The 26606-nt window shown below is 63.8% G+C and carries 27 protein-coding genes and 4 pseudogenes; 13 read left to right on the top strand and 18 right to left on the bottom strand.

The window, feature by feature from the left end:
* Window positions 1-17: 17 nt before the first annotated feature.
* Window positions 18-266: a ParB N-terminal domain-containing protein gene (locus P9236_RS08235; protein WP_278074107.1), complete on the bottom strand. Its 249-nt coding sequence runs from the start codon at window positions 264-266 to the stop codon at window positions 18-20.
* A 153-nt stretch (window positions 267-419) separates the two neighbouring features.
* On the opposite strand from P9236_RS08235, the gene P9236_RS08230 reads away from it, so the two are divergent.
* The 4 genes from P9236_RS08230 to P9236_RS08215 all read left to right on the top strand — a co-directional run bounded on the left by P9236_RS08230 (window position 420) and on the right by P9236_RS08215 (window position 5249).
* Entirely contained in the window at window positions 420-2060 is a 1641-nt protein-coding gene (locus P9236_RS08230; protein ID WP_278074106.1) for a N,N-dimethylformamidase beta subunit family domain-containing protein, read from the top strand.
* 1 nt (window position 2061) lies between these two features.
* Window positions 2062-3444: an aspartate aminotransferase family protein gene (locus P9236_RS08225; RefSeq protein WP_278074105.1), complete on the top strand. Its 1383-nt coding sequence runs from the start codon at window positions 2062-2064 to the stop codon at window positions 3442-3444.
* Window positions 3445-3714: 270 nt separating this feature from the next.
* Window positions 3715-4218, top strand: coding sequence for a GNAT family N-acetyltransferase (locus tag P9236_RS08220; protein WP_278074104.1), 504 nt, complete (start codon window positions 3715-3717; stop codon window positions 4216-4218).
* Window positions 4219-4220: 2 nt separating this feature from the next.
* Window positions 4221-5249: a histone deacetylase family protein gene (locus P9236_RS08215; protein WP_278074103.1), complete on the top strand. Its 1029-nt coding sequence runs from the start codon at window positions 4221-4223 to the stop codon at window positions 5247-5249.
* Between the two features lies 1 nt (window position 5250).
* Here the strand turns inward: P9236_RS08215 and P9236_RS08210 are convergent, their stop codons facing one another.
* The 5 genes and pseudogenes from P9236_RS08210 to P9236_RS08190 all read right to left on the bottom strand — a co-directional run bounded on the left by P9236_RS08210 (window position 5251) and on the right by P9236_RS08190 (window position 9071).
* Window positions 5251-6519, bottom strand: coding sequence for a cysteine desulfurase-like protein (locus tag P9236_RS08210; RefSeq protein WP_278074102.1), 1269 nt, complete (start codon window positions 6517-6519; stop codon window positions 5251-5253).
* Window positions 6520-6575: 56 nt separating this feature from the next.
* Window positions 6576-7305 (bottom strand): annotated as a pseudogene (locus P9236_RS08205) (aldo/keto reductase); the annotation flags it as partial.
* An 88-nt stretch (window positions 7306-7393) separates the two neighbouring features.
* Window positions 7394-7822 carry an IS200/IS605 family transposase gene (tnpA, locus tag P9236_RS08200; RefSeq protein ID WP_278073213.1) on the bottom strand — a complete coding sequence of 143 codons (429 nt, stop codon included), beginning with the start codon at window positions 7820-7822 and terminating at the stop codon, window positions 7394-7396.
* 72 nt (window positions 7823-7894) lie between these two features.
* Window positions 7895-8233, bottom strand: a pseudogene (locus P9236_RS08195) (aldo/keto reductase); the annotation flags it as partial.
* A gap of 379 nt (window positions 8234-8612) precedes the next feature.
* Window positions 8613-9071: a hypothetical protein gene (locus tag P9236_RS08190; RefSeq protein WP_278074101.1), complete on the bottom strand. Its 459-nt coding sequence runs from the start codon at window positions 9069-9071 to the stop codon at window positions 8613-8615.
* A gap of 389 nt (window positions 9072-9460) precedes the next feature.
* Between P9236_RS08190 and P9236_RS08185 the strand changes: the two genes are divergently transcribed.
* Window positions 9461-9625, top strand: a complete 165-nt coding sequence (locus P9236_RS08185; protein ID WP_082954041.1) for a DUF1127 domain-containing protein — start codon at window positions 9461-9463, stop codon at window positions 9623-9625.
* Window positions 9626-9727: 102 nt separating this feature from the next.
* On the opposite strand, the pseudogene P9236_RS08180 reads toward P9236_RS08185, so the two are convergent.
* Window positions 9728-10232, bottom strand: a pseudogene (locus tag P9236_RS08180) (DUF1993 family protein).
* Between the two features lie 143 nt (window positions 10233-10375).
* On the opposite strand from P9236_RS08180, the gene P9236_RS08175 reads away from it, so the two are divergent.
* Window positions 10376-11425 (top strand): DUF1176 domain-containing protein, encoded by a 1050-nt coding sequence (locus P9236_RS08175; RefSeq protein ID WP_278074098.1) that lies wholly within the window; start codon window positions 10376-10378, stop codon window positions 11423-11425.
* Window positions 11426-11576: 151 nt separating this feature from the next.
* Here the strand turns inward: P9236_RS08175 and P9236_RS08170 are convergent, their stop codons facing one another.
* The 7 genes from P9236_RS08170 to P9236_RS08140 are packed head-to-tail and all read right to left on the bottom strand — an operon-like array spanning window position 11577 to window position 17936.
* Window positions 11577-12467, bottom strand: a complete 891-nt coding sequence (locus P9236_RS08170; RefSeq protein ID WP_278074097.1) for an alpha/beta hydrolase — start codon at window positions 12465-12467, stop codon at window positions 11577-11579.
* Window positions 12468-12499: 32 nt separating this feature from the next.
* Complete coding sequence (locus tag P9236_RS08165; protein WP_278074096.1) at window positions 12500-14122, bottom strand: molybdopterin-binding/glycosyltransferase family 2 protein; 1623 nt, start codon at window positions 14120-14122, stop codon at window positions 12500-12502.
* Window positions 14119-14823 (bottom strand): XdhC family protein, encoded by a 705-nt coding sequence (locus P9236_RS08160; RefSeq protein WP_278074095.1) that lies wholly within the window; start codon window positions 14821-14823, stop codon window positions 14119-14121. Before P9236_RS08160 ends, P9236_RS08165 begins: the two co-directional genes overlap by 4 nt.
* A gap of 6 nt (window positions 14824-14829) precedes the next feature.
* On the bottom strand, window positions 14830-15168 hold the full coding sequence (locus tag P9236_RS08155) for an XdhC family protein (RefSeq protein WP_278074094.1): 339 nt from the start codon (window positions 15166-15168) through the stop codon (window positions 14830-14832).
* 59 nt (window positions 15169-15227) lie between these two features.
* Entirely contained in the window at window positions 15228-16478 is a 1251-nt protein-coding gene (locus tag P9236_RS08150; protein WP_278074093.1) for a VWA domain-containing protein, read from the bottom strand.
* Between the two features lie 5 nt (window positions 16479-16483).
* Window positions 16484-17413: a MoxR family ATPase gene (locus P9236_RS08145; RefSeq protein WP_278074092.1), complete on the bottom strand. Its 930-nt coding sequence runs from the start codon at window positions 17411-17413 to the stop codon at window positions 16484-16486.
* Window positions 17414-17441: 28 nt separating this feature from the next.
* Window positions 17442-17936, bottom strand: coding sequence for a flavin reductase (locus P9236_RS08140; RefSeq protein ID WP_278074091.1), 495 nt, complete (start codon window positions 17934-17936; stop codon window positions 17442-17444).
* Between the two features lie 178 nt (window positions 17937-18114).
* On the opposite strand from P9236_RS08140, the gene P9236_RS08135 reads away from it, so the two are divergent.
* On the top strand, window positions 18115-19185 hold the full coding sequence (locus tag P9236_RS08135) for a branched-chain amino acid ABC transporter substrate-binding protein (RefSeq protein ID WP_278074090.1): 1071 nt from the start codon (window positions 18115-18117) through the stop codon (window positions 19183-19185).
* The gene (locus P9236_RS08130; protein WP_278074089.1) at window positions 19185-20195 is read left to right on the top strand and encodes a P1 family peptidase; all 1011 of its coding nucleotides are present in this window, start codon (window positions 19185-19187) and stop codon (window positions 20193-20195) included. Before P9236_RS08135 ends, P9236_RS08130 begins: the two co-directional genes overlap by 1 nt.
* 9 nt (window positions 20196-20204) lie before the next feature.
* Here the strand turns inward: P9236_RS08130 and P9236_RS08125 are convergent, their stop codons facing one another.
* Window positions 20205-20462, bottom strand: a complete 258-nt coding sequence (locus P9236_RS08125) for a DUF2171 domain-containing protein (protein WP_278074088.1) — start codon at window positions 20460-20462, stop codon at window positions 20205-20207.
* Window positions 20463-20560: 98 nt separating this feature from the next.
* Here P9236_RS08125 and P9236_RS08120 point away from each other — a divergent pair.
* Both P9236_RS08120 and purB read left to right on the top strand, forming a co-directional pair.
* Window positions 20561-20743: pseudogene (locus P9236_RS08120) on the top strand (hypothetical protein); the annotation flags it as partial.
* A gap of 60 nt (window positions 20744-20803) precedes the next feature.
* Window positions 20804-22111: an adenylosuccinate lyase gene (gene purB / locus P9236_RS08115; protein ID WP_278074087.1), complete on the top strand. Its 1308-nt coding sequence runs from the start codon at window positions 20804-20806 to the stop codon at window positions 22109-22111.
* Window positions 22112-22352: 241 nt separating this feature from the next.
* Here the strand turns inward: purB and P9236_RS08110 are convergent, their stop codons facing one another.
* Entirely contained in the window at window positions 22353-23165 is an 813-nt protein-coding gene (locus P9236_RS08110; RefSeq protein WP_278074086.1) for a VOC family protein, read from the bottom strand.
* 196 nt (window positions 23166-23361) lie between these two features.
* Between P9236_RS08110 and P9236_RS08105 the strand changes: the two genes are divergently transcribed.
* Entirely contained in the window at window positions 23362-23919 is a 558-nt protein-coding gene (locus tag P9236_RS08105) for an alpha/beta hydrolase (RefSeq protein ID WP_278074085.1), read from the top strand.
* 12 nt (window positions 23920-23931) lie between these two features.
* Here P9236_RS08105 and P9236_RS08100 read toward each other — a convergent pair whose 3' ends face one another.
* Window positions 23932-24705, bottom strand: coding sequence for an HpcH/HpaI aldolase/citrate lyase family protein (locus P9236_RS08100; protein WP_278074084.1), 774 nt, complete (start codon window positions 24703-24705; stop codon window positions 23932-23934).
* 197 nt (window positions 24706-24902) lie between these two features.
* Window positions 24903-25223 (bottom strand): DUF1476 domain-containing protein, encoded by a 321-nt coding sequence (locus P9236_RS08095; RefSeq protein ID WP_278074083.1) that lies wholly within the window; start codon window positions 25221-25223, stop codon window positions 24903-24905.
* 276 nt (window positions 25224-25499) lie between these two features.
* Here P9236_RS08095 and purC point away from each other — a divergent pair, with 276 nt between their 5' ends.
* Complete coding sequence (gene purC, locus P9236_RS08090; protein ID WP_278074082.1) at window positions 25500-26294, top strand: phosphoribosylaminoimidazolesuccinocarboxamide synthase; 795 nt, start codon at window positions 25500-25502, stop codon at window positions 26292-26294.
* 66 nt (window positions 26295-26360) lie between these two features.
* On the top strand, window positions 26361-26600 hold the full coding sequence (gene purS / locus P9236_RS08085) for a phosphoribosylformylglycinamidine synthase subunit PurS (RefSeq protein ID WP_040969562.1): 240 nt from the start codon (window positions 26361-26363) through the stop codon (window positions 26598-26600).
* Window positions 26601-26606 lie beyond the last annotated feature (6 nt).

The following is a 26606-nucleotide window of genomic DNA, read 5'->3' as shown; positions in this document are numbered from 1 at the left end:
AACAAAATAGGATCGAACTAGTGGCGCCGGGCCTGAACGAGATAGGCGTCGATCTCGGTTTCGCCGAGCCATTTGGCGGCTTCCAGCCGATGCAGCCCCTCGACCAGGACATGGCGTTTGCCATCGTGGCGCACCTGGATCGGTATCTTCATGCCGTTCTCGAGAATGTCCTCGGCGAGATGGCGCACGGTCTCGGGATGCAGCGTCTTGCGACGCGCCGTCGGCACATAGATATCGTCGACCTTGACCCTTTGCACGCGCAGCATGTCGGCTCCCGGCGTTGGAAAACATCGCTTGAGAATGAAATTAGTTCGTTTGCCGGATATCGCCAAGCGCAAGCGTTTGCTGGCCCGATCGTTTCCATTTGACGCTTGCCCGGCCAATGGTCTCAATGGCGGCCTCTTGGTTTTAGGTGTTTCTTGACGCAGTTGCCCGCCGAATTTCCCGATTTCGGACTGACGCCCGAGCAGCGCCGCGAGGCGGTGCGCGGCCACTATTACGAGTGGCCGGGAATGGACGGCTCCAGCGGCGAGATCTGGGGCTACAGCGACCGTTTTTCCTATCGGCCGGGCGACACGGTAACGCTTTATGTCAGCTCCACGGCGCCGCGGTTCGACATCGTTGTCGTCCGCGACGGTGGAACCGAAACCAAGGTCTTCGAGGGAATGGGCCTGTCGGCGCGCTGGCAGGACACGCCCGACCAATGCTCGGTCGAAGGCTGCGGCTGGGAAGCGTCTTTCGAATTCCGCGTCGGTGACGACTGGCCGTCGGGAGCCTACCGCGTGATGCTTTCCGCCGACGGCAGCGACGGCAAACCGATCCACAGCCACCACCTCTTCATCGTCGCACCCCTGCCCGGCCGCAAGCCCGGCCGCCTGCTGCAGGTCGCGGCGACCGGCACCTGGATGGCCTACAATACCTGGGGCGGGTCGAACCATTATCAGGGCATCACTGGCCCGAACCGCGACCAGTACGCAACGATGGTTTCGACACAGCGTCCCTGGTGCCGCGGCTTCGTGGTGTTGCCCAAGGATGCGCCGCGCGTGCCGCTGGAGGTCGCGGTGCCGCCGAAAACCGTACCGCGCTATCCGCATATGGAATGGGCCTTCGCCACCGGTCATTCGAAGAAATACGCCTCTGCTGGCTGGGCAAGCTACGACAGCCACTTCTTCCGCTTCGCCGAGCGCGCCGGCTACGCGGTCGATCTCGTCAGCCAGCACGAGCTGCATTTCTCGCCGGAGATCCTCGACGGCTATGACTGCGTTGTCTTCGTCGGCCATGACGAATACTGGACTTGGGAGATGCGCGACGCGGTCGACAACTATATCGAGCGAGGCGGTCGTGCCGCCCGTTTCGCCGGCAATTTCATGTGGCAGACCAGGCTGGAGGACGAGGGCCGCCGGCAAGTCTGCTACAAATACCGCGCCCGCGCCGAGGATCCCGCCTATCGCGGCGGCAATGTCACCCGCGCCACCAACTCCTGGGAAGCGCCGGAGATCGGTCGCCCGGGCAGCGCCACCTTCGGCCTCAATGCGACCAGGGGCGTCTATGCCGGCTGGGGCGGCTGCGCGCCGCGCGGCGTGCGCGGCTTCCCTGTCTATCGGCCGGAGCACTGGGCCTTCGCCGGCACCGGCATCTATTATGGCGACCTGCTCGGCGCCGACAGCCACGTCTATGGTTATGAGGTCGACGGGCTCGATTTCGAGATCCGCGGCGGCCTGCCCTACCCGACCGCGGAGAGCGGCGCGCCGGACGGCTTGCAGGTGCTCGCCGTCGGCATGGCGAGCCAGGTCGAGGAAAGCGCCGACATTCCGATCGAGGACCAGTTCCTCACCGACGAGGACGGCCGCTTCACCGCCGAGACTTTGTTCGGCGAGGCGAGCGACGCCAATCTCGACAAGGTCAAGCGCGGCAACGGCATGATCGTCAATTTCCCGCGCGGCAAAGGCGAGGTCTTCCACGCCGGAAGCTGCGAATGGGTCGCCGGCCTGCTAAGGCGGGACGCTATGGTCGAACGCGTGACCAAGAATGTTCTCGATCGCTATCTTGGAAAGTCCTGACATGCCGAAACCGGAAGTGCAGCCCTCGTCCGATGCCGAAGTCCGGCCGCCGTCGCATCTGTTCTATCTCTCCAGCCTGCGCCGGCCGCTGGTCGACCGCGCCGAGGGCATCTATTTCTGGACCAAGGATGGCCGGCGCTTCATCGACGGATCGAGCGGGCCGATGGTCGCCAATATCGGCCACTCCAACCGCAACGTGCTGGACGCAATGAAGCGGCAGATGGACAAGACCACCTTTGCCTACCGGCTGCATTTCGAGAACGAGCCGGCGGAAGAACTGGCGCGAGCACTGGCGGGAAAGCTTCCCGAGGGCATGGACCGCATCTTCTTCGTCTCCGGCGGTTCGGAAGCAACCGAATCCTGCATCAAGCTCGCCCGGCAGTGGGCGGTGGCCACCGGTCAGCCGAAGCGCTGGAAGGTGATCGCCCGCTTCCCCTCCTACCACGGCGGCACCCTCGGCTCGCTCGCGGTCACCGGCGACGACGCGCTGGCGGAGACCTTTACGCCGATGATGCGGGTGATGCCGACGGTGCCGGCGCCGGCCGTCTGGCGCGACCGTGACAACTTGTCGATGGAACAGCGCGGCATCCGTTATGCCGAAATGCTGGAGGAAAAGATCCTCGCCGAGGGTCCGGAAAGCGTGCTCGCTTTTATCATGGAGCCTGTCGGTGGCGCCGCGACCGCAGCCCTTGTCGCGCCCGACGGCTACTATCCACGCATCCGTGAAATCTGCGACCGCTACGGCATCCTTCTGATCCATGACGAGGTGATGAGCGGCGCCGGCCGCACCGGTAAATTTTTGGGCGGCGACCATTGGAACTGCAGGCCCGACATTGTCGCGCTGTCGAAAGGGCTCGGCTCGGGCTACGCGCCGCTCGGCGCTCTTGCCGCACCCATGCGCCTGGTCGAGCCGCTGCTCGCCTCCGGCGGCTTCCAGCACGGCCACACCTATGCCGGCAATCCGCTGGCTTGCGCCGCCGGCCTTGCCGTGCTTGGCGAAATGGACCGGCTCGATCTCATCGCCAACGCCGCCGCCATGGGCGACGTGCTGATCGGCGAGTTGAAGGCGCTGCAAAAGCGCTTCCCCTTCATCGCCGATGTGCGCGGCAAGGGCCTGCTGCTCGGCGCCGAGATGGTCGCCGATCCGGAAACGCTGACGCCGATCGCGCCGGCGAAAAAGGCGACGCAGCGCCTGCTCGACCACGCCTATGCGCGCGGCCTGATCATCTATGGCCGCAAGGTCAAGGGCGGCGTCGACGGCGACAATTTCATGGTGGCGCCGCCGATGATCATCACGCGCGAGCAGATCGGCGAGATGATCTCCATCATCGGCGATTCACTGGAGGCGCTCGCCGCCGAACTCGACCTGCCGGTGGATGGGTGAGGCTTGGTGGCGTTTGAGGTAAAGCCAATCTGAGATGCTTGCGTTCCTTCGCGCCCCCCCCTGTCCTGCCGGACATCTCCCCCACAAGGGGGGAGATTTGCCGTCACGACAGCCTTCGCAAATCTCAAACGTTGCAAAGTGGGCGGCAGCGCAGAAGCTGCTGATCTCCCCCCAAGCGGGGGAGATGTCCGGTCCTCCCTCCGCAGCTGCAGCGCAGCTGCTGCGGAGGACGGGCAGGACAGAGGGGGGCGCCTGGACGCTACGCTCCCAATGAGCAAAACCCCGCAAGCCCTCACCCTCCGCCCCGGCCGGATCGACGACGTCGAAACCATCCACGCCGCCCTGCTGCGCCTTGGCACCCACATCGGCGCGCATCAGGAAATCACTTCGACGCCTGACGATCTCCGCCGCTACGGTTTCGGCGACAAGCCCGCCTTCTCGACCCTGATCGCCGAGGTCGATGGCGAATTCGCCGGGCTCTGCCTGCATTTCCCGATCTTCTCGACCTGGATGGGCCGGCCCGGCGTCTTCGTGCAGGACGTCTATGTCGAGGACCGCTTTCGCGGCCGACGCATCGGCGAGAAACTGCTGCGGCGGGTGGCCAAGGAGTGCCGCGCTGCAGGCGGCGTCTATTTGAGGCTCTCCGTCGACACGGACAATGAGACCGCCAAGACCTTCTATGAAAAACTCGGCATCGGTTGGTCGAGCTACGAGCAGGTGCAAAAGATCGTCGGCGACGCTTTTTTCGCCTTTGCCGACACGCCGGAGGAATGACGATGAAAGCCTTCTATGCCGAGGAACAGAAACGCCATGATCCGAACGCTTTCCTCTCCAGCGGCGCGCCGCAGCCCAACCCGGAAAAGCCGGAGCGGATCGAAAGATTGTTAGCCGGCACAAGATTGGCAGGATTGACGGTCGAACGCCCGAAGAATCATGGCCTTGGTCCGGTCGCGGCGGTGCATACGCCTGAATATCTCGACTTCCTCGAGCACATTTTCACGCGCTGGCAGCGCATCGAAGGCGCATCGGCGGAGGTGATCCCGAATATCCACCCGATCGCCCGCAACGGCTCCTATCCGGCCTCGGCGGTCGGCCAGGCCGGCTACCACATGGCAGACACCGCCTGCCCAATCTCGGCCGAGACCTGGAACAGCGCGTTATGGAGCGCCTGGAGCGCGGTGGAAGCCGCCGAAGCGGTGATGGCCGGCGCGCCTTCCGCCTATGCGCTCTGCCGCCCGCCGGGCCATCACGCCTTCGCCGATGTCGCCGGCGGCTTTTGCTTCATCAACAATTCGGCCGTCGCGGCTCAGGTTCTGCGCAGAAAAGCCGCCCGCGTCGCCATCCTCGATGTCGACCTGCACCACGGCAACGGCACGCAAGGCATCTTCTATGCCCGTCCCGACGTGCTCACCGTCTCGCTGCACGCCGATCCGGTGCGCTTCTATCCGTTCTTCTGGGGACATGCCGACGAGCGCGGCGAAGGTCCCGGCCTCGGCTACAATCTCAACCTGCCGCTGCCGCGCAAATCCGGCGACGCGGCCTTTCTCGAAGCGCTGGCGGCAGCCTTCCAGCGCATCCGCGCCTTCGCGCCGGAAGTGCTTGTGGTGGCGCTCGGCCTCGACGCTTTCGAGGGCGATCCGTTCGGCGGCCTGTCGGTGACGACGCTGGGCTTCTCGCGCATCGGCGAGGCGATTGCCGGGCTCGGCCTGCCGACGGTGATCGTCCAGGAAGGCGGCTATCTCTGCGATGCGCTCGGCGACAATCTCACCGCCTTCCTCACAGGCTTCGGCGGCAAGAAGGACTAACTCAGGAACGTTCCTGCCTCAGCATCGCGATCGCGCGATGCACGCTGTCCAGCGTCTCGGCGATCTCGGCCGCCGTGTTGTAGTGCGCGATGCCGATGCGCACGACGCCCTGCTCCGGCGGAATGCCAAGCTGGTGGACGATCTCCCAAGCATAGTTGTGGCCCGACCACAGGAAGATGTTTTCGGCATTCATCTGCCGCACCATCGTCTCCGGCGCGATACCGTCGACCGTGAAAGAGACTGTCGGCACGCGTTCGCTGAAGCGTTCGGGATCGGTGATGCCGCGGATGGTCAGGCCATCGATGTCGGCCAGGCCTTCGATCAACTGCCGGGCGAGCGCATTCTCGTAGGCGACCGACATCTCGAAGGCCCTCGCGATTTGTTGCCGCCGCGAGCCGTCCTCGCCCGCCGCGGCACCGAGATTGGCGAAGTAGTCGACAGCGGCGGTGAGGCCCGCCATCAGCTCGATCTGCGGCGTGCCGAGTTCGAACCGCTCCGGCAGGCCGTTGGACGAGCAGCGGCATTTGTAAGGCTTCAGCTTATCGATGACGGCGCGGCGGCCCCACAATATGCCTATATGCGGCCCGAAGAACTTGTAGGCCGAGCAGACCAGGAAATCGCAGCCGAGCGCCTGCACGTCGATCAGCCCGTGCGGCGCGAACTGGACGGCATCGACATAGACCAATGCGCCGGTCTGCTTGGCGATCGCCGTCAGCGCTTTCACCCGGTTGATCGAGCCGGTGAGGTTCGAGGCATAGTTCAGCGCCACCAGCCGCGTCTTTTCCGAAAGCAGCGCCTGCAGGGCCGCTTCCTCGACCTGCCAGCTCTGTTCGTCGAACGGCAGGAATCGCACGACGAGACCAAGGTCCTCGGCAAGCTGCAGCCAGGGCGAAACGTTGCCTTCATGGTCCATGCGCGTGACGATGATCTCGTCGCCCGGCTTCATCATGCGGCCGAGCGTGCGCGACATATGATAGGTCAGCGTCGTCATGTTGGCGCCGATGACGATTTCCTCGACGCCTGCCGCACCGAGGAAATCAACCATCGCCGCGTGCGCGTCGTCGACCACTTGCTGCGCCGCGATCGTCGTTTCGAAGAACCCGCCGAGATTGGCGTTGGTCGTCAGCAGGCAGTGCGACACCGCGTCCGCCACTGCCTGCGGCACCTGCGTGCCGGCCGGATTGTCGAGATAGATACGGCGGCAGCCTCTGTCGGTCAGCGAAAGCGCCGGAAATCGTTCACGCACGGCCCCGATCGGAAAATCTGCCATCGTCTCCATCCGCCTGTTCCCCCATGATTTCTTGTCTTTTTCTCAATGATTTCCGGTCACGGGCAGGGATTGCCGACGCGCTGGTGGATGGCGTCGACCGCCTTCTGCATCTCCTCCGTCCACCTGACCTCGGCGGAGGACAGCGCCGTGTCGAGCTGCGCGACGGTTGTTGCGCCGACGATGTTCGCGGTCACGAACGGCCGGCTCGACACATAGGCATTGGCGAAGAGCGCCGGCTCCATGCCGAAGGAGCGTGCCAGCTCATTGTATTCGAGCAGCACTTCCGCGGCATTCGGCGTCTCGTAGCGCTGTCCACGGTTGAAGAGTTGCGAACGCGAGCCGAGTGGGCGCGCGCCGTGGTCGTATTTGCCGGTGAGGTAGCCCTGCGCGAGCGGCGAATAGGCAAGCATAGACACCTGCTCGCGCTCGCAGACCTCGGCCAGGTTAACCTCGAAGGTGCGGTTGACGAGATTATAGGCGTTCTGCAGCGAGGCTACGCGCGGGCCGATGCCCTTGTCGGACTCGGCGAGGAAGCGCATGACGCCCCAGGAACTCTCGTTCGACAGGCCGAGATGGCGGATCTTGCCGGCCTTCACCAGTTCGTCAAAGACGGCGAGCGTCTCGGCAATCGGCGTCTCGCCTGCCGGCGCGCCGGCAGCGTCGGCCCGCCGTGCAACCGCGCCGACGCGTGTCGGGTTCGAGCCCCACGGAATATCTCGGTCCGGCCAGTGAATCTGGTAGGTCGATATAATCGGTGCCGAGTTTGGCCAACGACTTCTCGATCGCGTGTGAATGCTCCACCGCCTACAAGGCGGTGGCTTCAGGTTACGGCTTAAAGCCGGATCGGTCCGCCCGCCGGCGGACTGGCGCCAACTCATGTCACGTTGAAGTTGTCGTCGGGCTCAGGTGGTGTCTGGTTCTTGATGTACTCAACCCACATCTCGTCGGTAACGTTCCCGCTCGTCGCCGCCCAGTAACCCCTCGCCCACAAGTGCTGGCCCCAGTAGCGCTTGCGCAATATCCCGAACTCGCTCAGCAGCTTGTGCGAACTGCGCCCCTTCAGGTATTGCACCGCACGCGATACCGACAGGTTCGGCGGGATCGATACCAGCATGTGCACATGGTCCCGGTTGATCGACCCGGCGTGCACCACCATCTCATGCGCTTGCGCCGTCTCGCGCAGCAGTTCCCGGCATCGATTTCCAACGTCGCCGCCAAGCACCGCGTAGCGGTACTTCGTCACCCACACCAGGTGATATTTACAGTCCCAAACCGTATGGCTGCCGCGCTTGTAAGCTTCCATCCAGCCAATCTACACTGCAAACGTCGCAATCCCAGCCGCCTAAAGGCGTGGGGTTTCCTGATCCCCTATCGGGGACTCTAAGATGTCGGCGCGCACCAGCTTCGACGGACAGTCGCCGCGGAACCAGGCATTGGCGGTGCGGCCGACCACTTTCGAGGCAAGGATGACCTTGTCGCGGTTTCCCTTGGCCTTCATCCAGCTGCCGATGATCCTCTCGGTCCGCCCTTGCGTCTCGGCCTTTGGCGGAATCGGGTAAAGCTCGGCGGTGTCGATGAAATTCACGTCGTAGGAGAAAGCCAGGTCCATCTGCGCATGGCCTTCGGCCTCGGTGTTCTGCTGGCCCCAGGTCATCGAGCCCAGGCAGATTTGCGAAACAAGGAGGTCGGTCCGACCGAGGCGGCGTTTGTGCATGGAATGTCTCCGGCGGGAGGTGTTGCGCGGGCTGCGCGAAGAGGAGGTTGAACATAGAGCAAAACGCTTGCGTTTTGCAAAGTCGCCCAGTTTCGAGATTGGCCGAAGCGTCAGTCAGTTCGTCATTCCAGGGCGGAGCAAGGAGCGAAGCGACGCGCGCAGACCCTAGAATCCATTCCGTTACCCTAAGGCGTTGCAGTGATTACAGAATTCTGCACCGTCGCGCTCTACGGTGAAGGTCACGGCATGGATCCTTGGGTCTGCACTCCGCTTCGCGTCGCTACGCCCAAGGATGACGAATGTTGGAGAGGCTCCAGCCAATCTCGATGGCTTGCGATGGGTCGCCGAAGCGAACAGTTGAAGTCTCTGATGGAGGGAACTACCGCCTGGCGCCGGCCAGCGCGCGTCGCTTGGCCTCGTCGATCAGCATGTTGGCCACCTGCATGCGGATCATGGCGCGCTGGCGCAGATGCGGGGCGACACGGTCCGGATGGTTGGCGAAGGCGAAGTTGCGGCGCATGCGGCCGAAATCGGCATTCTTCCCAGGGCGGTCGAGGCCGAGCTCGCCGGCAATCGATTCGGGATCGATCGGCGGCAGGTCTTCTTCCGGCCGGTGCTCTTCATCGGCAAGCGACAGCTTGGCCTGGTCGAGAAGCGCGGCGAACTCGGCGGCAAGATCGGCGCCGGCCTCACGATATTCGGTGGCCACGCTTTCGCCCGCAACCTTGATCCGGCCGGAGTGGAGCTCGTCCGCTACCGACAGATAGTCGAACGGAATGGATGGCCGGGCGCCTCCATCGTCGCCCTTCTCGGAAGCGGTGATGAGGTCGTCGAGCAACGAAGCGAAATCGAGCTTGTTCCCGGTGCCGATCTCGGCCTCCCTCTGTCGCGACAGTACTCACTGTCGTTGCCGACCTTAGGTCGCTGTCGTTAAAAATGAATGCCAACGGTGTTAACAATTGTGGGCATTCCACTCCAAACGTCGGCCGCAAGCAAAAGGCCGGGCTGCATTTTCGTGCAGCCCGGCAAGATCGCCAGGAGTGGCGAGGAAAAAGCCGGCCATGTGCCAGCACGGGGCGTACGATCGAGCTTCGGCTAAAGTTTCAAAAAAATCGATTGTGACGAAAAAAATCGCCAGGCATGGCTGCCATGCAATTGCTGCACTGCACAATTGTAACAAATCACCTATATTCTGGCAGTGTGGAGGACAAACTAGGGGCATGGGATATGGGGTTCTTCACCGAAATGTTCGCGCGGCCGCGGCCGCAGGAACAGCAGCGTTATCGCTCGGCGCTCGCGCTTCTGAACGCGATGAGCAATGCCGACCGCGCCGATATCGGCATCAAGCCGGCCGATTTTCCGCGTATCGCCCGCGAGATGTCGATACGCTGATCCGGCGCCGGATCAACCCGGAAAAGCCCGCCGGGCTTTTCCGTCCGGGTTGCGAAACCAAAATAAGGAAGGTTTCCCGGCCGCGCCGGGAAACCCTGGGGCCTAGCGTCCCAGGAAAATCGACTTACCAAGCGGCACGCCATTGTGCCGCAGGATGTCGTAGGCCGTGGTGATGTGGAAGTAGAAGTTCGGCATGGCGGCGTGCAGCAGATATTGCAGCCCGCTCAACGACACCTCGCGGCCGGCAAGCCTGAGTTCGATCGTCCGCTCCTCCGACCCGTCCAGATCGGCGGCCGAGAATGTCGCCAGATGATCGAGCGTCTTGGCGATTCGGGCGTGCAACTCCTCGAAGCTTGACTCATTGTCCTCGTATTTCGGCACTTCGCGGCCGGCGAGCCGCGACGGCGCGCCCTTGGCGTGGTCGGTTGCGATCTGCACCTGCCGGGTCAGCGCGAACATGTCGGGCGCCAGCCTGGCGGTCAGGAACACTTGCGGGTCGATCTTGCGGTCGGCCGCGTTCTGCTCGGCCAGCGAGAGCACGCTGGCCAGCGCCTTCAAGCCGGGCCGAAAAGACAGGCACGGAAAAATCGTACACGGATATGGTCACGTTAGTAATCTCCCAGGCGGCCTCAGTGCCGCGGGCCGTGAGCTAGCGCTTCCTGGCTCGATTCTTCAAGCAGCCCTGCCCCCGCGTCACCGCCTCGCCGCAATCGCCGTGGTAGTATTTTCGTTATCGAGCGGAGATTCCCGATGAGACGTGTCCTTCTCGCAGCGACTGCCTTGTTCTCCCTTGCCGGCATCGGCCGGTCGGCACTCGCCGCCGAAGCGCCCTATATCGACGACAGATCCAGCGCAGATGCGGTCGTGCGCTCGCTCTACAGCGCCATCGGCCGGCATGAATTTGCTCGCGCCTGGGGTTATTTCGGCGACACCAAGCCGGCAAAAGACTTCAACGCATTCGTCAAGGGCTACGACAATACCGATACGGTCGAGGTCAAGACTGGCGCGGTATCGGACGAGGGTGCCGCCGGCAGCATCTACTACAGCGTGCCCGTCGCTATCCAGGCGACCGACAAGAAGGGGGAGGCCAAGGTCTTTGCCGGCTGCTACACGCTTCGCCAGGTCAACGCGCAGATCCAGGAGCCGCCGTTTCAGCCGATCTTCATCGACAAGGGCGCGCTGAAGCCGTCGACTTCGGATTTCGAAGATGCCGTGCCGGCCGGCTGCGGCAACGGCCCGCCACCTCCGAAGAAGGATGAAGCACTGGAACAAGCCAAGAAGGCGTTCCTCGCCGCCTACGGCGAACAGTGTGACAAGGAGACTCCGGAAGGCAAACCGGTCGGCGACCCGGACGCCTACTCCATCCGCTACAAGGACAAGGACGCCGGAGCCGACGAACCGGAGCGCGAGACGCGGCTCTTCCGTTTCTTCTGCTCGATGGCCGCCTACAATGAGAGCGCGGTCTACTATATCCATGACGACGTTTCCGGCGTCAGGCAGCTGCAATTCGCGGCGCCGGAACTCGACATCCGCTATGAGAACAACAACAGCGAAGGCAAGGTCGAGGGGATCCACATTATCGGCTTCCAGACCGACGATCAGCTGGTCAATTCCGACTACGACGACAAGACCAAGACGATCACGTCCATGAACAAATGGCGCGGCGTCGGCGACGCTTCATCGACCGGTACCTATCTGTTCCGCAACGGCAATTTCTCGCTGGTGCAGTATGATGTCGACGCGTCCTATGACGGCGAGATCAATCCCGAGACCGTCCTGGATTACAACACCCCGCCTTGATAGGGCGATCAGGGTCTGTTGAGATTCAGGTCAGGCAGAGCCGAAAATGGTGGTTTCCGAGAACCGGAGCGGAGCGTACTGAAGTACGTGAGCACCGGAAGCGCAGGAAGCCGCCATTTGCAGGCCGGCCTCACCTGAACATCGACAGACCCTAAGGTGCTTTCGTCAGCATCCAATTGAGCGTGCCGCGCCAGTCGACCATGCGGATCGGCGTCCCGTGCGTGCCGGTTTCGAAACGCACGAAGCGGGTCGGATAGGTCTTCGACTTGGCGAGGATCGAGTGGAAGAATGCCTCCTGCTTCGCCACATCGAACACCACGTCATGGCTGCCCTGGCCGAAAAACACCGGAACCCGGCGCTTGAAAGCGGGGCTGGTCAGAAAGGTCTCGTCCCACAGCGAGCCGAGCAGCAGCAGGCCGTTGATGCGACCGCCCGTTTCCTTGCTCGCGGCGAGCTTCCAGCAGAGCATGCCGCCCATCGAGCCACAGGCGACGAAGATTTTGGCGCCTGGCGATTTTTCCGCATAGTGGTCGATCAGCGCCGCGACCTGGGCAGCGCCCTTGTCGCCGAAATCGGGAAAGTCCGGCGAAAGATAGAGACCGCCATTGTCGGCCATCAAATTCTTGATGCGGTTGAAATTGCCGCCGAAGGTGAAGTCGTCGACGCCCTGTTTGCGGCTGCCGCCCTGCCCGTGCAGGTAGAGCACGATGATGGCCGCCCCTTCCGTCTTGCCGACCGCGACATGCCTGACGTCCCCGGCATCGGTCTTGAGCATCAGATCCTGCTGCACCTTGCGCACGCCGGGATCGGTATATTGAGCGTGCACGCGCCTCTCCGGTACCTCGTCGCGCTGGTTGATATCGCGCATCTCGCGATAGTCGAGCACCGTGTAGGCGCCGTTGTCGCCGCTCGACAGCGTCGCGGGATAGGCGAAGAGGTCATCCTTGAAGGGTTTCAGCGTGAGCGTCTGTCCCTCGGCGGCCGAGAGGGAAAGAGCTGTTGCGGTGACCAGAGTGAGGAAGGATCGCAAGCGGAAGGCCATTCCTAAGCCATGCGTGCTTCGGCTTCGGTTTGTCAATCCTGCAGGACGCCGCCCGCCCCTTCCAGCGCCTCGCGCGTATCGACGTCGATCGCAGCGCCCTGCCCGATCTCGACGTCGATGACGTCGAGACCCTCGGCCTCGACCAGATGGCGCGCGCCGGTATCGCCCTCGAGATGCGCGACGGCGGCAAACAGCGACCGCGGCAAAAGCACCGGATTGCCGCGTTTGCCTTGATGCGCCGCGCGCACCACGGCGCGGCCGCCAGAACGACGGAACGCATCGATCAGGCTGTCGAAGTCCTTCGACGAGACGCCCGGCATGTCGCCGAGCACGATCATGGCGCCGGCAGCGTCGGGCGCGACCCTTGCAATACCTGCCTTCAACGACGAAGCGAGACCTGCGGCAAAGTCCGGATTGTCGGCCAGCGTGACCTTGAGACCCAAGAGCGCCGAGCGCACACGCTCGCGCTGATGTCCGGTGACCACGATGGTGCTGGCAGCTTTCGAGCCCAACGCCCGTTCGGCTGTCCGGCGCACCAGCGGCTTGCCGTCGAACAGCGCCAGCAGCTTGTTCGGTCCGCCCATGCGGCTGGAACGGCCGGCGGCGAGAAGCACGATGTCGACTTTGGGCTCCGCTCTTGCCGACTGTGGGGCCGGCAACGGCTCGCGCGGCTGCGGCCTGGTCGGGATTTCCATCAGCAGGCCGCCGACGCCCATGCCGGCAATGTCGCGGGCCGTGACATCCAGTCCGGCGATCAACCGGTCCAGCACCCAGTCGAAGCCGTTCTCCTTGGGGCTGCGCGCGCAACCGGGCGCGCCAATGACGCGCTTGCCGCCCAGCGTTCCGAGCACCAGCAGATTGCCGGGATCGACCGGCATGCCGGCGCGGATCACGGTACCGCCTGCGCGTTCGATAGCGGCCGGCACGACGTCGGCAAAATCGCTCATGGCCGAGGCGCCGAAGATCACCACCATGTCGTTGTCGCGGGCCAGCGCGGCCGCTGCTTCAGCGACGGGCGCGATCTCATGCGGCGTGCGCCGCTCAGCCATCAGCCGGCCGCCGGAGCGCGCCAGCCGCGCCTCGGTGACGCGCAGTGTCTTGTCGAGCACGCTCGGCTTCACGCCGGGCAGCGTCGTCTGGATGACTCCGACATTGATCGGACGATAGGCGTTGACGGCAAAGATTTCGCCACCGGCACAGATCTTGATCACCGCATCGACGAGGTTGGCGGCGACGGCGAAGGGAATGATCTTCACCGTTGCCACCATCTGACCCTTCCCGACCGGCGCATGCTGCGCCAGCGTGGCGACGGTAATCGCCGGATCAACTGCATTGATCGCGTCGATCATCTTGGCATCGACAGTAAAGACGCCGGCGGTTTCGGCATGCAGGTTCACCCGTCCGGTCGCGGCGGGCTTCACCTCGACATTGCGATGGCTCATCCCTGCTGCGATTTTTTCGGCAGCGGCATCCTCGCCGAGATCGTCGGAAGCAAGTACGGCTGCCACGACTTCCCTGACGCCAGCCGCCTTCAGCGCCGCGACATCCTCGCTACTCAACCGATGTGCCTTGCGGAACCGGCGTTCGCCGGCCGCAGTCGCATGCGCGAGCACCGCGCCTTCGGCCTGCTCGATCGGAACCGGACCGAACTTCACGCCACGGCGCCTTTGCTTTCCAGGCCGCGCGAGCGGAAGGCATGGATGGTCTGTGCGAGGACCGCGACCGCGATCTCGGCCGGGCTCGACGCGCCGATGTCGAGACCGATCGGCGCGTGAATGCGGGCGATCTGTTCGGCGCTGGCGCCGAGCGCCAGCAGGCGCTCGATCCGCTTGGCATGGGTCTTCCTGCTGCCCAGCGCACCGACATAGAAGCATCTGGCGTCGAGCGCCGCCTTCAGCGCGAAATCGTCGATCTTCGGATCGTGAGTGACGGCGGCGAGCGCGGTGTAGCTGTCTAGCGGCTGGCGCTTCAGCACGTCCTCGGGCCATTCGGCATGCAGCGCCACGTCGGGAAAGCGTTCGGGTGTGGCGAAGGCCGTGCGCGGATCGACGATCTCGACCGGATAGCCGGCGATCCTGGCCATCGGCGCCAGCGCCTGGCTGATATGCACGGCGCCGATCACCACCAGGCGTGGGCGCGGCAGATGCGCATTGAGAAAGAAGGTCCGCCCTTCGGCCTCCACCGACCTCGAATTGCCGGTTCGGAACGCGCTGGCGATCGCCGCCCCGAGCTCGCCGGCGACGGGGTCGCCCTCGCGCACGATACGGTCGCGACCGTCGCCGAGATCGGTGACCAGCACTGCGGCGCGCCGGGCCCGGCGTTCCTCGTTCAATGTTTTGAGAACGTACGGATCCATAAATGATCAGCCTAGGCGCTCGACATAGACCTTGATGCGGCCACCGCAGGAGAGCCCGACCTGCCAGGCGGTTTCGTCGGCAACGCCGAACTCCAGCACCCTGGCCTTGCCTGAGCCGATGACGTCGATCGCCTCGGTCACCACGGCACCCTCGACACAGCCTCCCGAGACGGAACCATGGAAATTCCCCTCGGCGTCGATGACCAGATGGCTGCCGACAGGGCGCGGCGCCGAACCCCAGGTCTCGACCACGGTTGCGATGGCGACATCCTTGCCGTCCTTCATCCAGCCTTCCGCGATGATCAGAGGATCGCGGGCCTCATCGAGATAAATGCTCTCGTCCATCGTCGCTTCTCGCAAAGTCTGTTTTTCCCGAGGAACGCATGCTCCCCACCAACATATGGCTAAGCCGCGCGCCTCCCGCCAGTCTGCAGCCAGCGGCGCGGATCGACCGAAGCCGTCGGCCGCCGGTCGAGCGAGGCGCAAAGATCGGCGAGCGCGTCGAGATTGTGCACCGCGCGGAACTCGTCGACATGCGGCAGCATCGCCTTCACGCCGCGGGCGCGCGCCTCGAACCCGTCGAAGCGCAAGAGCGGATTGAGCCAGATCAGCCGCCTGCAGGATTTGTGCAGCCGCTCCAGCTCCTCCGACAGGCCGGTAACGTCGTCGCGCTCCAGCCCATCGGTGATCAGCAACACCACGGCGCCCTGCCCGAGCACGCGGCGCGACCACAGCCGATTGAACTCGGCGAGCGCGTCGCCGATGCGGGTGCCGCCGGACCAGTCCTTCACGGCTGTCGAGCATTCGGCCAGTGCCTCGTCGGGATCGCGATGGCGCATCTGGCGGGTCAGGTTCGTCAGCCGCGTGCCGAATACGAAGGCGTGCACGCGCCGGCGCTTTTCCGTCAGCGCGTGCAGGAAGTGGAGAAAGATGCGTGTGTACTGGCTCATCGAGCCGGAAATATCGGCAAGCACGACCAGCGGCGGGTGCACTTCGCGCGGCGATCGGAATTTCGGCAGGATCAGCGCGCCGCCTGTCCGCGCGGCTGAACGCATCATGGCGCGCGGATCGATCCGGCGTCCCTGCGCGTCAGGCTTGAAACGCCGCGTGCGCACCAGATCGAAGGGCAGCCGCAAGGCGGCGATCGCCTTTTTCGCCTCGGCCAGTTCGGCCGCATCCATCTGCGCAAAATCCCTGCCGCGCAGCACCTCGTTGCCGGAGAAGCTGAAACGCGCGTCGACCTCGATCTCCGGCACTTCCCGCGCCGGCTGGTTCTTGTGATGGCCTTCGAACATCGCCTGGCTGACGCGGTTCTCGCCCGCCCGCGGCTTTTGTTTTTCGCGATCGTCCGGCGCGACGGGCGAAAACATCGCCAGCAGCTTCTCGATCAGCTCGCGTGACTTCCAGAACAGGCGGAAGGCTTCGTCGAAGACGGGATGATCCTCGTGCCGCGAAACCAGCACCGCATGCAGCGTCCAGTAGAAATCGTCGCGCGAGCCGATGCCGGCGGCGAGCACCGCCTCGATGGCGTCCTTGACCGAGGCGGGACCGACGCGCATGCCGGCCTTGCGAAGCGCCCGCGCGAAATAGACGATGTTGTCGGCGATATGCCCGTCCGCTGTGGCCTCTTTGGGTTCCGGGCGCGGCGATGGCATGGAGCCTACTCCGCGGCCGAAAGCTCGGCCTTAACCTCATTGAGGATACGCCGGCCTTCGCCCTGTTCGATGCGGGCAATGTCGTCCTGGTACTTTAGAAGCACGCCGATCGTGTCGGACACCGTCTCCGGATCGAGCGCGATCTTGTCGAGTTCGGTGAGCGCGCCGGCCCAGTCGATGGTTTCGGCGACGCCCGGCGCCTTGAACAGCTCGATCTGGCGCAGCTTCTGGATGAAGGAGACGACCTCTGCCGACAGCCGGCGGTTGGCCTGCGGCACCTTGCGGCGCACGATTTCCAGCTCGCGTTCGGCGTTCGGATAATCGACCCAGTGATAGAGGCAGCGCCGCTTCAGCGCGTCGTGGATCTCACGCGTACGGTTGGTGGTGATGATGACGATCGGCGGCTCTTCGGCCTTGATCGTGCCGAGCTCCGGAACCGTCACCTGGAAGTCCGACAGGATCTCGAGCAGGAAGGCCTCGAATGCCTCGTCGGTGCGGTCGAGCTCGTCGATGAGGAAGACCGGCGCCGCGCCCGCCTTGCCGGTCAGCGCATCGAGCACGGGGCGGCGGATCAGGTATTTTTCGGAAAAGACGTTGCGCTCCATGTCGGAGCGCACGACCTTGCCGGCCGCCTCCTCCATGCGGATCTCGATCATCTGCGCGGCGTAGTTCCACTCGTAAACGGCGGAGGATACGTCGAGCCCTTCATAACATTGCAGGCGGATCAGCCGGCGGCCGAGCGCGTCGGCCAGCACCTTGGCGATCTCGGTCTTGCCGACGCCCGCCTCGCCTTCGAGGAACAGCGGCCGCTTCATGCGCAGCGACAGGAACAGCACGGTTGCCAGCGAGCGATCCGCGACATAGTCCGCGCCGGTCAGGAGATCGAGCGTCTCGTCGATCGACTTCGGCGCGGGGCGCGGCGCAGGCCCTGTCATCTTGTCTCCGTGGATCCGCTCGCCAGTTTCACAGAACGTGGTAGCCGCGGTTGTGGTAGATTAGCGGCCGCAAATTATCGCCGATACGCAGGCCTGTCACCTTGCCAAAAAGCACACGATGGGTGGCGAGATCCTTGGCATCGATGATCTGACAATCGAAGACGGCGAGCGCGCCTTTCAGCGTGGGGGCGCCAGTCGAGATCACGTCCCATTCGCCGAGCGCGAAGCGCTCTTCCGACGGCAGGCCGGTCATGCCGGAAAAGCCTGCCGAAAGCGCCTCCTGGTCCGAGGCGAGCGTATTCAGCGCAAAGTTGCCGTTCCTGATGAAGGCTTCGTTCTTCTGATTCTCGCGGTTGAGGCAGACAAGCACGGTCGGCGGCGTGTCCGAAACCGAACAGGCGGCGATCACCGTGGCACCTCTTTTGCCGGCGGGGCCATCGGTGGTCACCACATGCACATGGCCGGCAAAATGCGCCATTGCATCGCGATAGTGTTGCGGCCCGATATCGTTGATCTTCAGCACCTGATGATTCACCTGTCAGAAAACCAGCCCGTTATATATGGCTACATATTGCATGCCACAAGCGAAGTGCTTGACCGCAATCCTGAAATTCGCGTGTTGCGCCGGGATTAGCCAGCCTTTAGGTCTTTGCTGGAATAGTGCCGGATTGCAACTCCGGCATGGGGACCTCTTCGCCCGAATGCGCCATATCACGACGACCTTAGCCGCGCTGTTCTGGCTGTCGCTGGCTGCGAGCGCCAATGCCGATGTCCTGGTCGGCGTCGCCGCGCCGCTATCCGGTCCATCGGCGATCCTCGGCCAGCAGATCGAGAATGGCGCCCAACAGGCGGCGGAAGCGAATGGCCTCACGCTCAAGACGGCGGACGATGCCTGCACCGCCGACGGCGGGGCAGCGGCCGCCAGGCAGTTCGTGGACGCCAAGGTCAATATCGTGGTGGGCTTTCTCTGTACCGAGGCGATCGAGGCGGCGCTGCCGATACTGAAGGACGCCAATATTCCGGTCATCACTGTCGGCGTGCGCACCGAGAGCTTGACAGACAGGCGTGCCAAGACCGGCTGGCCGGTCTACCGGCTCGGGCCGCGCGGCGACGGCGAACGCAATGCGGTGGCCGCGATCCTCACCCGCCTTTGGCAGAACGAATTGTTCGCCATTGTCGATGACGGCACCATTTATGGTCGCGAGATCGCCGAGACTTTTCGCGCGGCCGCCGAGCAGGCGGCGCTCAAGCCGGTCTTCGTAGACACGTTCCGGCCGCAGCTCGACAACCAGATCGGGCTGATCGGCCGGTTGAAGAAGGCGGGCGCGACCAAGGTGTTCGCCGGCGGTGACGGCGACGACATCGCCATCATGGGGCGCGACGCCGCACAGCTCAATGCCGTCATCACCTTCGCCGGCGGCGAAACGCTGCGCACGCCGCCCGGCGATGTTCCTTATGCGGTAGGCACGCTGATGATCGCATTGCCGGAATGGGCGGAAGCCGCGGACCCCAAGATCGTGCAGGCCTTTGGCGAAAGGAAGATCGTGACGGACGGCTATACCTTGCCGGCCTATGCCGCGGTACAGATCGCGAAGGCGACGGCAGCCGATGCGGAAAGCTCCGGCAAACCGCTCGCCGAGGCGCTGACCGGGCATGACTTCGCGACTGCGATTGGCACCGTCCGCTTCGATGGAAAAGGCGACCTCAGTCAAAACCCCTTCCGCGCCTTCCGCTTTGACGGCACGCATTTCGTGCCGCTGGAGGAAAAGTGATGTTCCGCACCGGACCGCGTAACCTGATCACCGACGTCGCCGGCTTGAGAGTCGGCAATGCTGCCGACGCCAGGCTCAAGTCCGGGGTCACGGTGGTGCTGTGCGAGGAGCCTGCGGTGGCCGGCGTCCAGGTGCTGGGCGGCGCGCCGGGCACGCGTGAAACCGATCTGCTCGAGCCGCAAAACTCCATCGCCGCGATCCATGCCGTCGTGCTCTCCGGCGGCTCGGCCTTCGGCCTTGATGCTGCTTCCGGCGTGCAGGCGGCGCTGCGGGAGAAGAACATCGGTGTCGAGGTCGGTGGCTTCCGCGTGCCGATCGTGCCGGCGGCGATCCTCTTCGACCTGCCCAATGGCGGCGACAAGGACTGGGGCCGCTATCCGCCTTATCGCGAACTCGGCTACGAGGCTGCGCAGGCGGCAACGGCCGACTTTTCGATCGGCACGGTCGGCGCCGGCACCGGCGCGCTCACCTCCGGGCTGAAGGGGGGGCTGGGCTCCGCCTCGACGGTGCTCGACAGCGGCGTCACCATCGGCGCGCTCGCCGCGGTCAACCCGACCGGTTCGGTGACGGTCGGCCGCAGCCGTCACTTCTGGGCGGCGCCCTTCGAGATCGGCGACGAATTCGGCGGCCTGGGCTATCCCGATCCGATGCCGGGAGATGCAAGGAAAATCTTGCTGAAATACCGCGACCGGCACATCGGAGCGCAAGACGGAAACACGACGATAGCCGTCATCGCCACCGACGCGGTTCTGACCAAGGCCGCCGCCAAGCGGCTGGCGATTTCGGCGCATGACGGCTTCGCACGCGCCATCTGGCCGACGCACACGCCGGCCGACGGCGACCTCATCTTCGCGCTGGCAACGGGCAGGAGCGGCATCGAACTCGGCGCCGACGCGGCAATCGATCTTTACGCGGGCGCCGGCGCGACCATGGCACGCGCCATCAGCCGCGGCATCCACGCGGCGACGCCCGCAGAGGGCGATTTGTTCCCCGTCTGGTCGTCGCGCTGAGTTTTCCGGTCAGGTCGGGTCGGACTTCTCTTCCTCGAAGGTCACCGCGACATCGGAATTCGCCGACAGCCAGACCTTTTTCCCGTCGATCTCCGCGACGAGGCTGAGCGGAATGTAGTGGTGATGGCCCTTGTGCGTGCCCATGCCGCTGTCGGCCTTGGTCAGCTTGATGCGCTGACCGTCGACCTTGTCGACTGTGCCGATATGCACGCCATCGGCGCCGATCACTTCCATATGCTCGCGTATCTTGCTGGTGTCGGTGGTCATGCTGGTCCTCCGTTGGGTGGTGGCCGCGCGTCCTCCGCTGGGACGGTCCACAATAACAAACGAACGCCGGATTGGATGCATCGAGCAGCACGTCTCATTACCGTTCCTATTACGCCGAGTGGCACGCGCCGGCCTTCACGCTCACCTGGGCATTCGAATTCGCCTCCATTGTGCTGACGGCGCTCTACCAGTTCGTCGTCCTGGGTGTGCGGCTCTATTTTCCGCTCGGCTTCGCGGCACTTGCCGCCGCCACCGTCTGGTTTGCGCGGCAGCGGCGTTGAGCATTGGGCCGGCCTCTGTTAGGACGCGGCCGAAGCTTCTCCCAGCAGGACTCAGAAACGATGATCCCTCGCTATTCCCGGCCGGAAATGGTCGCCATCTGGTCACCCGAAACCCGATTCCGCATCTGGTTCGAGATCGAGGCGCATGCCTGCGATGCGCTGGCCGAACTCGGCGTCATCCCGAAGGAGGCGGCCAAGACCATCTGGGAGAAAGGCGGCGCCGCGAAATTCGACGTCGACAAGATCGACGAGATCGAGCGCGTCACCAAGCATGACGTGATTGCTTTCCTCACTCATCTCGCCGAGTTCGTCGGCCCGGATGCCCGCTTCATCCACCAGGGCATGACCTCGTCGGACGTTCTCGACACCTGCCTTGCGGTGCAATTGACGCGCGCCAGCGACATCCTGCTTGCCGACATCGACGTCCTGCTCGCGGCGCTGAAGCGCCGCGCTTTCGAGCACAAGGACACCGTCACCATCGGCCGCAGCCACGGCATTCATGCCGAGCCGACCACCTTCGGCGTCAAGCTGGCGCTGGCCTATGCCGAATTCTCGCGCTGCCGCGAGCGGCTGCTGCACGCGCGCGAAGACATCGCCACCTGCGCTATCTCGGGCGCGGTCGGCACCTTCGCCAACATCGATCCTTATGTCGAAGAGCATGTGGCGAAGAAGCTCGGCCTGAAGCCGGAGCCGGTGTCGACACAGGTGATCCCGCGCGACCGCCATGCCATGTTCTTCGCCACCCTCGGCGTGATCGCCTCGTCGGTCGAGCGGCTGGCCGTCGAGATTCGTCATTTGCAGCGCACCGAAGTCCTGGAAGCAGAGGAATATTTCTCGCCGGGGCAGAAAGGCTCGTCGGCAATGCCGCATAAGCGCAACCCGGTGCTGACCGAGAACCTCACCGGCCTTGCCCGCATGGTGCGCTCCTACGCCATGCCGGCCATGGAGGATGTGGCGCTCTGGCACGAACGCGACATTTCGCACTCCTCGGTCGAGCGCATGATCGGGCCGGACGCGACGGTGACGCTCGACTTCGCGCTGGCGCGGCTCACCGGCGTCGTCGACAAGCTGCTGGTCTACCCTGAGAACATGCTGAAGAACCTCAACAAGTTCCGCGGCCTGGTGCATTCGCAGCGCGTGCTGCTGGCGCTGACGCAGGCCGGCGTGTCACGCGAGGACGCCTACCGGCTGGTGCAGCGCAACGCCATGAAGGTATGGGAACAAGGAGCTGATTTTCTTGAAGAACTGCTTGCCGACAAGGACGTGACCGCAGCCTTGCCGGAAGCCGAGATTCGCGAAAAATTCGACCTCGGCTACCACACCAAGCATGTCGATACGATCTTCAAGCGGGTGTTTGGAGAAGCTTGAGGCCGAACAAAGGCGCCCTGGAGCCAAGCTGGAACACCCCTCATCCGTCTTGTCGCTTCGCGACAAGCCACCTTCTCCCACAAGGGGAGAAGGGGAATCTGGCGCCTACATCTCGGATAATCACCAACATCCGCGATTGGCGGCGGCGCTGACGCGGCCTTCCCTTCTCCCCTTGTGGGAGAAGGTGGCCGAGCGAAGCTCGGTCGGATGAGGGGTGCTCCAGCTTGGCGCAAGTCCGACTTCAAGCCCTCCCAGGCACGGTTCTGATCATCGTACCCCAGGGATCCTCACGCGTCGTCTCGGTCTTCGCATTGTCCGAGCGCATCTCGACCCAGGCGAGGCCCGAACGGGCCGGATCACGGCGGCCGGCGCCGGCGCTATGCCAGGCATTGGCGCCGATGTGGTGGTGGTAGTGGCCGGAGGACAGAAACACCGCCTGGCCGCCATATTTGGCCACCGTGTCGAAGCCGAACTCGTCATGCCACCAGGCCTCGGCGTCTTCCGGGCGGCCGACGCGCAGATGCACATGGCCGACGATGGTGTTCTCAGGGGCGCCCTGCCAGCCGGCATCGCCCGCCGGCACGCTGGCCACGACCGCCGGCAGGTTCAGCCGCTCGGTCGCCATGGCTATTCTGTCGCCGTTCCACTTCCAGTCCTGCGGGCGGCGGTCTGCGTAGATCTCGATGCCGTTGCCCTCGGGGTCGGTAAGGTAAAGTGCCTCGCTTACCAGATGGTCCGACGCGCCCTCGATGCCGATCCGGCTGGCGGCGGCATGGTTGATCCAGCGGCCGAGATCGGCGCGCGACGGCAGCAGGAAGGCTGTATGGAAAAGGCCGGCGCTGCGTGGATCGTCAGGTTTTGCCGAGGCATCCTGCTCCAGCACCAGCAGCGGACGGTTCGCGGCGCCAAGCGTGATCGCGCCATCTGCACGGCTCAGCTCCTGCAGGCCGACGACCGCGCGGTAATAGGCGGCAAGGTTTTCGGCATCCTGCGCCTTCAGGCCGACACGCGAGACACTGACCGGGGTGGTCGCGGCAAAAGGCAGTTCGCTCATCAGATTCTCCGTTCGGACGCCGACTTCGCAAGGGCAGCGCCAGCTTTTATTTAGCCGTTCCTGTTTTCGCTTTTCAGATCGTCCATTGTGATCGTTCACACAAGCCGGAAAGAATCGAACACGTTGTTCACAATCGTGATATGACGTGACCACCGGCATGGTTGCATGAGACAAGGCCGCTCGCTACATCCGCGCCATGAAGGTCAAGGACGCAGATATTCTCATCGTGCCGGGCTACACCAATTCCGGCCCCGAGCACTGGCAGACCCGCTGGCAGTCGAAACTGTCGACGGCGCGCCGGGTCGAGCAGGCGGAATGGTCGAAGCCGGTGCGCGAAGACTGGACGGCAAACGTAGCCAATGTTGTCAACGAAGCCGAGCGGCCGGTGGTGATCGTCGCGCATTCGCTGGGTGTGGCGGCGGCGGTACAGGCTGTCCCGCAATTCCAGAAGCCGATCGCAGGCGCCTTCTTCGTCGCGCCGCCCGATGTCGCCAACCCGGAGATCAGGCCGAGGCATCTGATGACCTTCGGCCCCTATTCGCGCGATCCGCTGCCCTTTCCCTCGATCGTTATCGCCAGCCGCAACGATCCCTTCTGCGCCTTCGAGGTCGCCGAGGACATCGCCGCCGCCTGGGGATCGCTGTTCATCGACGCCGGCGAGGCCGGCCATCTCAATGCCGACGCCGGGTTCGGCCCCTGGCCGGAAGGCTCGATGACCTTCGCCAAGTTCCTGACGGAACTGAAGGAACCCTAAATCTACTCGTCTTCAGGCGCCGATCGAATCCCGCATGCTCTTCAACAAAGTCTTGGCGCCAAGCGAAATCAGCGTGTGGTCCGAGCCCATGGCGAGCAGCCGATAGCCCATCGAAACCACGCGGCCGGCAACGGCCGGCTCGATGACGTAGATCGCCGCATGCTTGCCGGCCTTGCGCGTCCGCTCGGCGATCGAGGCGACCGTCTCCATCATGCTTTCCAGCGTCGAATTGACTGTGGTGCCGTTCGACCAGGCGATCGAGAAATCCGACGGGCCGACGAAGATGCCGTCGATGCCGGGCGTATCGAGGATGCCGTCGAGCGCCTCGAACGCCGCGCGCGTCTCGACCATGGCGAAGGCCATGGTGCGCTGGTTCGAGTCGCGAAGCCACTCGGCGTGATCGCCCTTGCCATGGCGAGGGAAAGCATAGGTCGGGCCCCAGGAACGCTCGCCCATCGGCGGATATTTCATCGCGGCGGCGAACTGCCTGGCGTCCTCCACGGAATTCACCATCGGCGCGATGACCGCCTCGGCGCCGAAATCGAGCGCGCGGCTCGCCATATCGAACCGGCCAACGGGTATACGCACCAGTGCCGGCTTATTGGCGGCCAGCACCGGTACGAGGCCGCGCAGCACGCTATCCTCATGGTGGCCGCCATGCTGCATGTCGAGGGTAACGGCATCAAAGCCCTGCTTGGCAATGATTTCGACCGTCAGCGCGTCCGGTACGCCGGACCATGCGGTGAACAGCGTTTCGTCGGTGGCCAGCCGGGACTTGAGCGACATCGGAACTTCCTTGTTAACAACGCATCGGCCCGCAAATCGGAACGATTTCCGGAAAGCACGATGCGAAAACTCAAATGTCGGAGCGATGTACGTCGCGAAGGACGCACATCGCCTCCGATGCAGTTTCAGCCGGAAACGGCGGCAAGGCAAAGAAAAACCGCCCGGCTGAGCCGGGCGGTCGATTGGTCCAATGATTTTTACGTGTTCTTGATCTGCTCGATCGCCTGCGCCATCAGCTCGTCCATCGTGCGGCGGATCTGATGGTCCGACTGGTTGACGCCGGCCGCGTCAAAATCCTTGCGGATCTTGCGGAAGACATCGTGATCACCGGCTTCCTCGATGTCGGAGACCACCACTTCCTTGGCGTAGGCCTCGGCATCGGCGCCGGTTTTGCCGAGCTTTTCGGCGGCCCAGAGGCCGAGTGCCCTGTTGCGGCGCGCTGCGGCCTTGAAGCGAAGCTCCTCGTCGATGACGAATTTGCGCTCGAAGCCTTCTTCGCGGTCTTTCATGCTGCTCATGAGGTCCCTCCGGTCAAATCGATTCGCTTGGCGGTGAATATGTGTTCTGGCCAAGCACAAACCAAAAGGCCGCGAGCCGGTCAATATCCTTGATCGCATGCTGCGCTGCGGCATTTCGGTCCTGAAACCGGTTGATCGGCAGGATTTGCCGATTGAGCAAACATTGCGATTGCTATAGACACCGGCATTGAACGCCACCGTCGCCGCAACTAATTTAGGCAGACGGACAGGAACTGGTCGCTTGCCGCCTGCCCGCCAATCCAGAGAAAAAATCAGATGAAAAATCGCCGCCGCATTTACGAAGGCAAGGCCAAGATCCTCTATGAGGGACCTGAGCCTGGAACGCTGATCCAATTCTTCAAGGACGACGCCACCGCCTTCAACAAGAAGAAACACGAGGTGGTCGATGGCAAAGGTGTGCTCAACAACCGCATTTCCGAGCACATCTTCAACCACCTGAATCGCATGGGCATCCCGACCCATTTCATCCGCCGGCTCAACATGCGCGAGCAGCTGATCAAGGAAGTCGAGATCATCCCGCTCGAAGTGGTCGTGCGCAATGTCGCCGCCGGCTCGCTGGCAAAGCGCCTCGGCATCGCGGAAGGCACGGTGCTGCCGCGCTCGATCATCGAGTTCTACTACAAGGCCGATGCGCTCGACGATCCGATGGTGTCGGAAGAGCATATCACCGCTTTCGGCTGGGCCAGCCCGCAGGAGATCGATGACATCATGGCTTTGGCCATCCGCGTCAACGACTTCCTCTCCGGCCTGTTCCTGGGCGTCGGCATCCAGCTGGTCGACTTCAAGATCGAGTGCGGTCGCCTGTTCGAGGGCGACATGATGCGCATCGTCGTCGCCGACGAGATCTCGCCGGATTCCTGCCGGCTGTGGGACGTCGCGACCCAGGACAAGCTCGACAAGGACCGTTTCCGTCGCGACATGGGCGGGCTGGTCGAGGCCTACCAGGAAGTCGCCCGCCGTCTCGGCATCATGAACGAGAACGAGCCGCCGCGCCCGACTGGTCCGGTGCTCGTCGCCTCCTCCGAGCCGACGAAGGGCACGAAGCACTAACTGCCGAGCAGCCTGCCGGAAACGGCGGGCTCGCTCTCCGCACGACCGATCATTTCAGGAGTATCGATGAAAGCCCGCATCACCGTGACCCTCAAGAATGGCGTTCTCGACCCGCAGGGCAAAGCGATCGAGCATGCGCTCTCGGGTCTGGGCTTCGACGGCGTCGGCCAGGTGCGCCAGGGCAAGGTGTTCGACATCGAGCTCACCGGAACCGACAAGGCCAAGGCCGAAGCCGACCTCAAGGCCATGTGCGACAAGCTTCTGGCGAACACGGTGATTGAGAACTATAGTGTGGCCATAACCTGAGGTTGT

Source organism: Mesorhizobium sp. WSM4884 (assembly GCF_029625675.1).
Classification (GTDB): domain Bacteria; phylum Pseudomonadota; class Alphaproteobacteria; order Rhizobiales; family Rhizobiaceae; genus Mesorhizobium.
The sequence above is the reverse complement of the archived record's forward strand: the minus strand, read 5'-3'. Positions and strand labels throughout refer to the sequence as shown.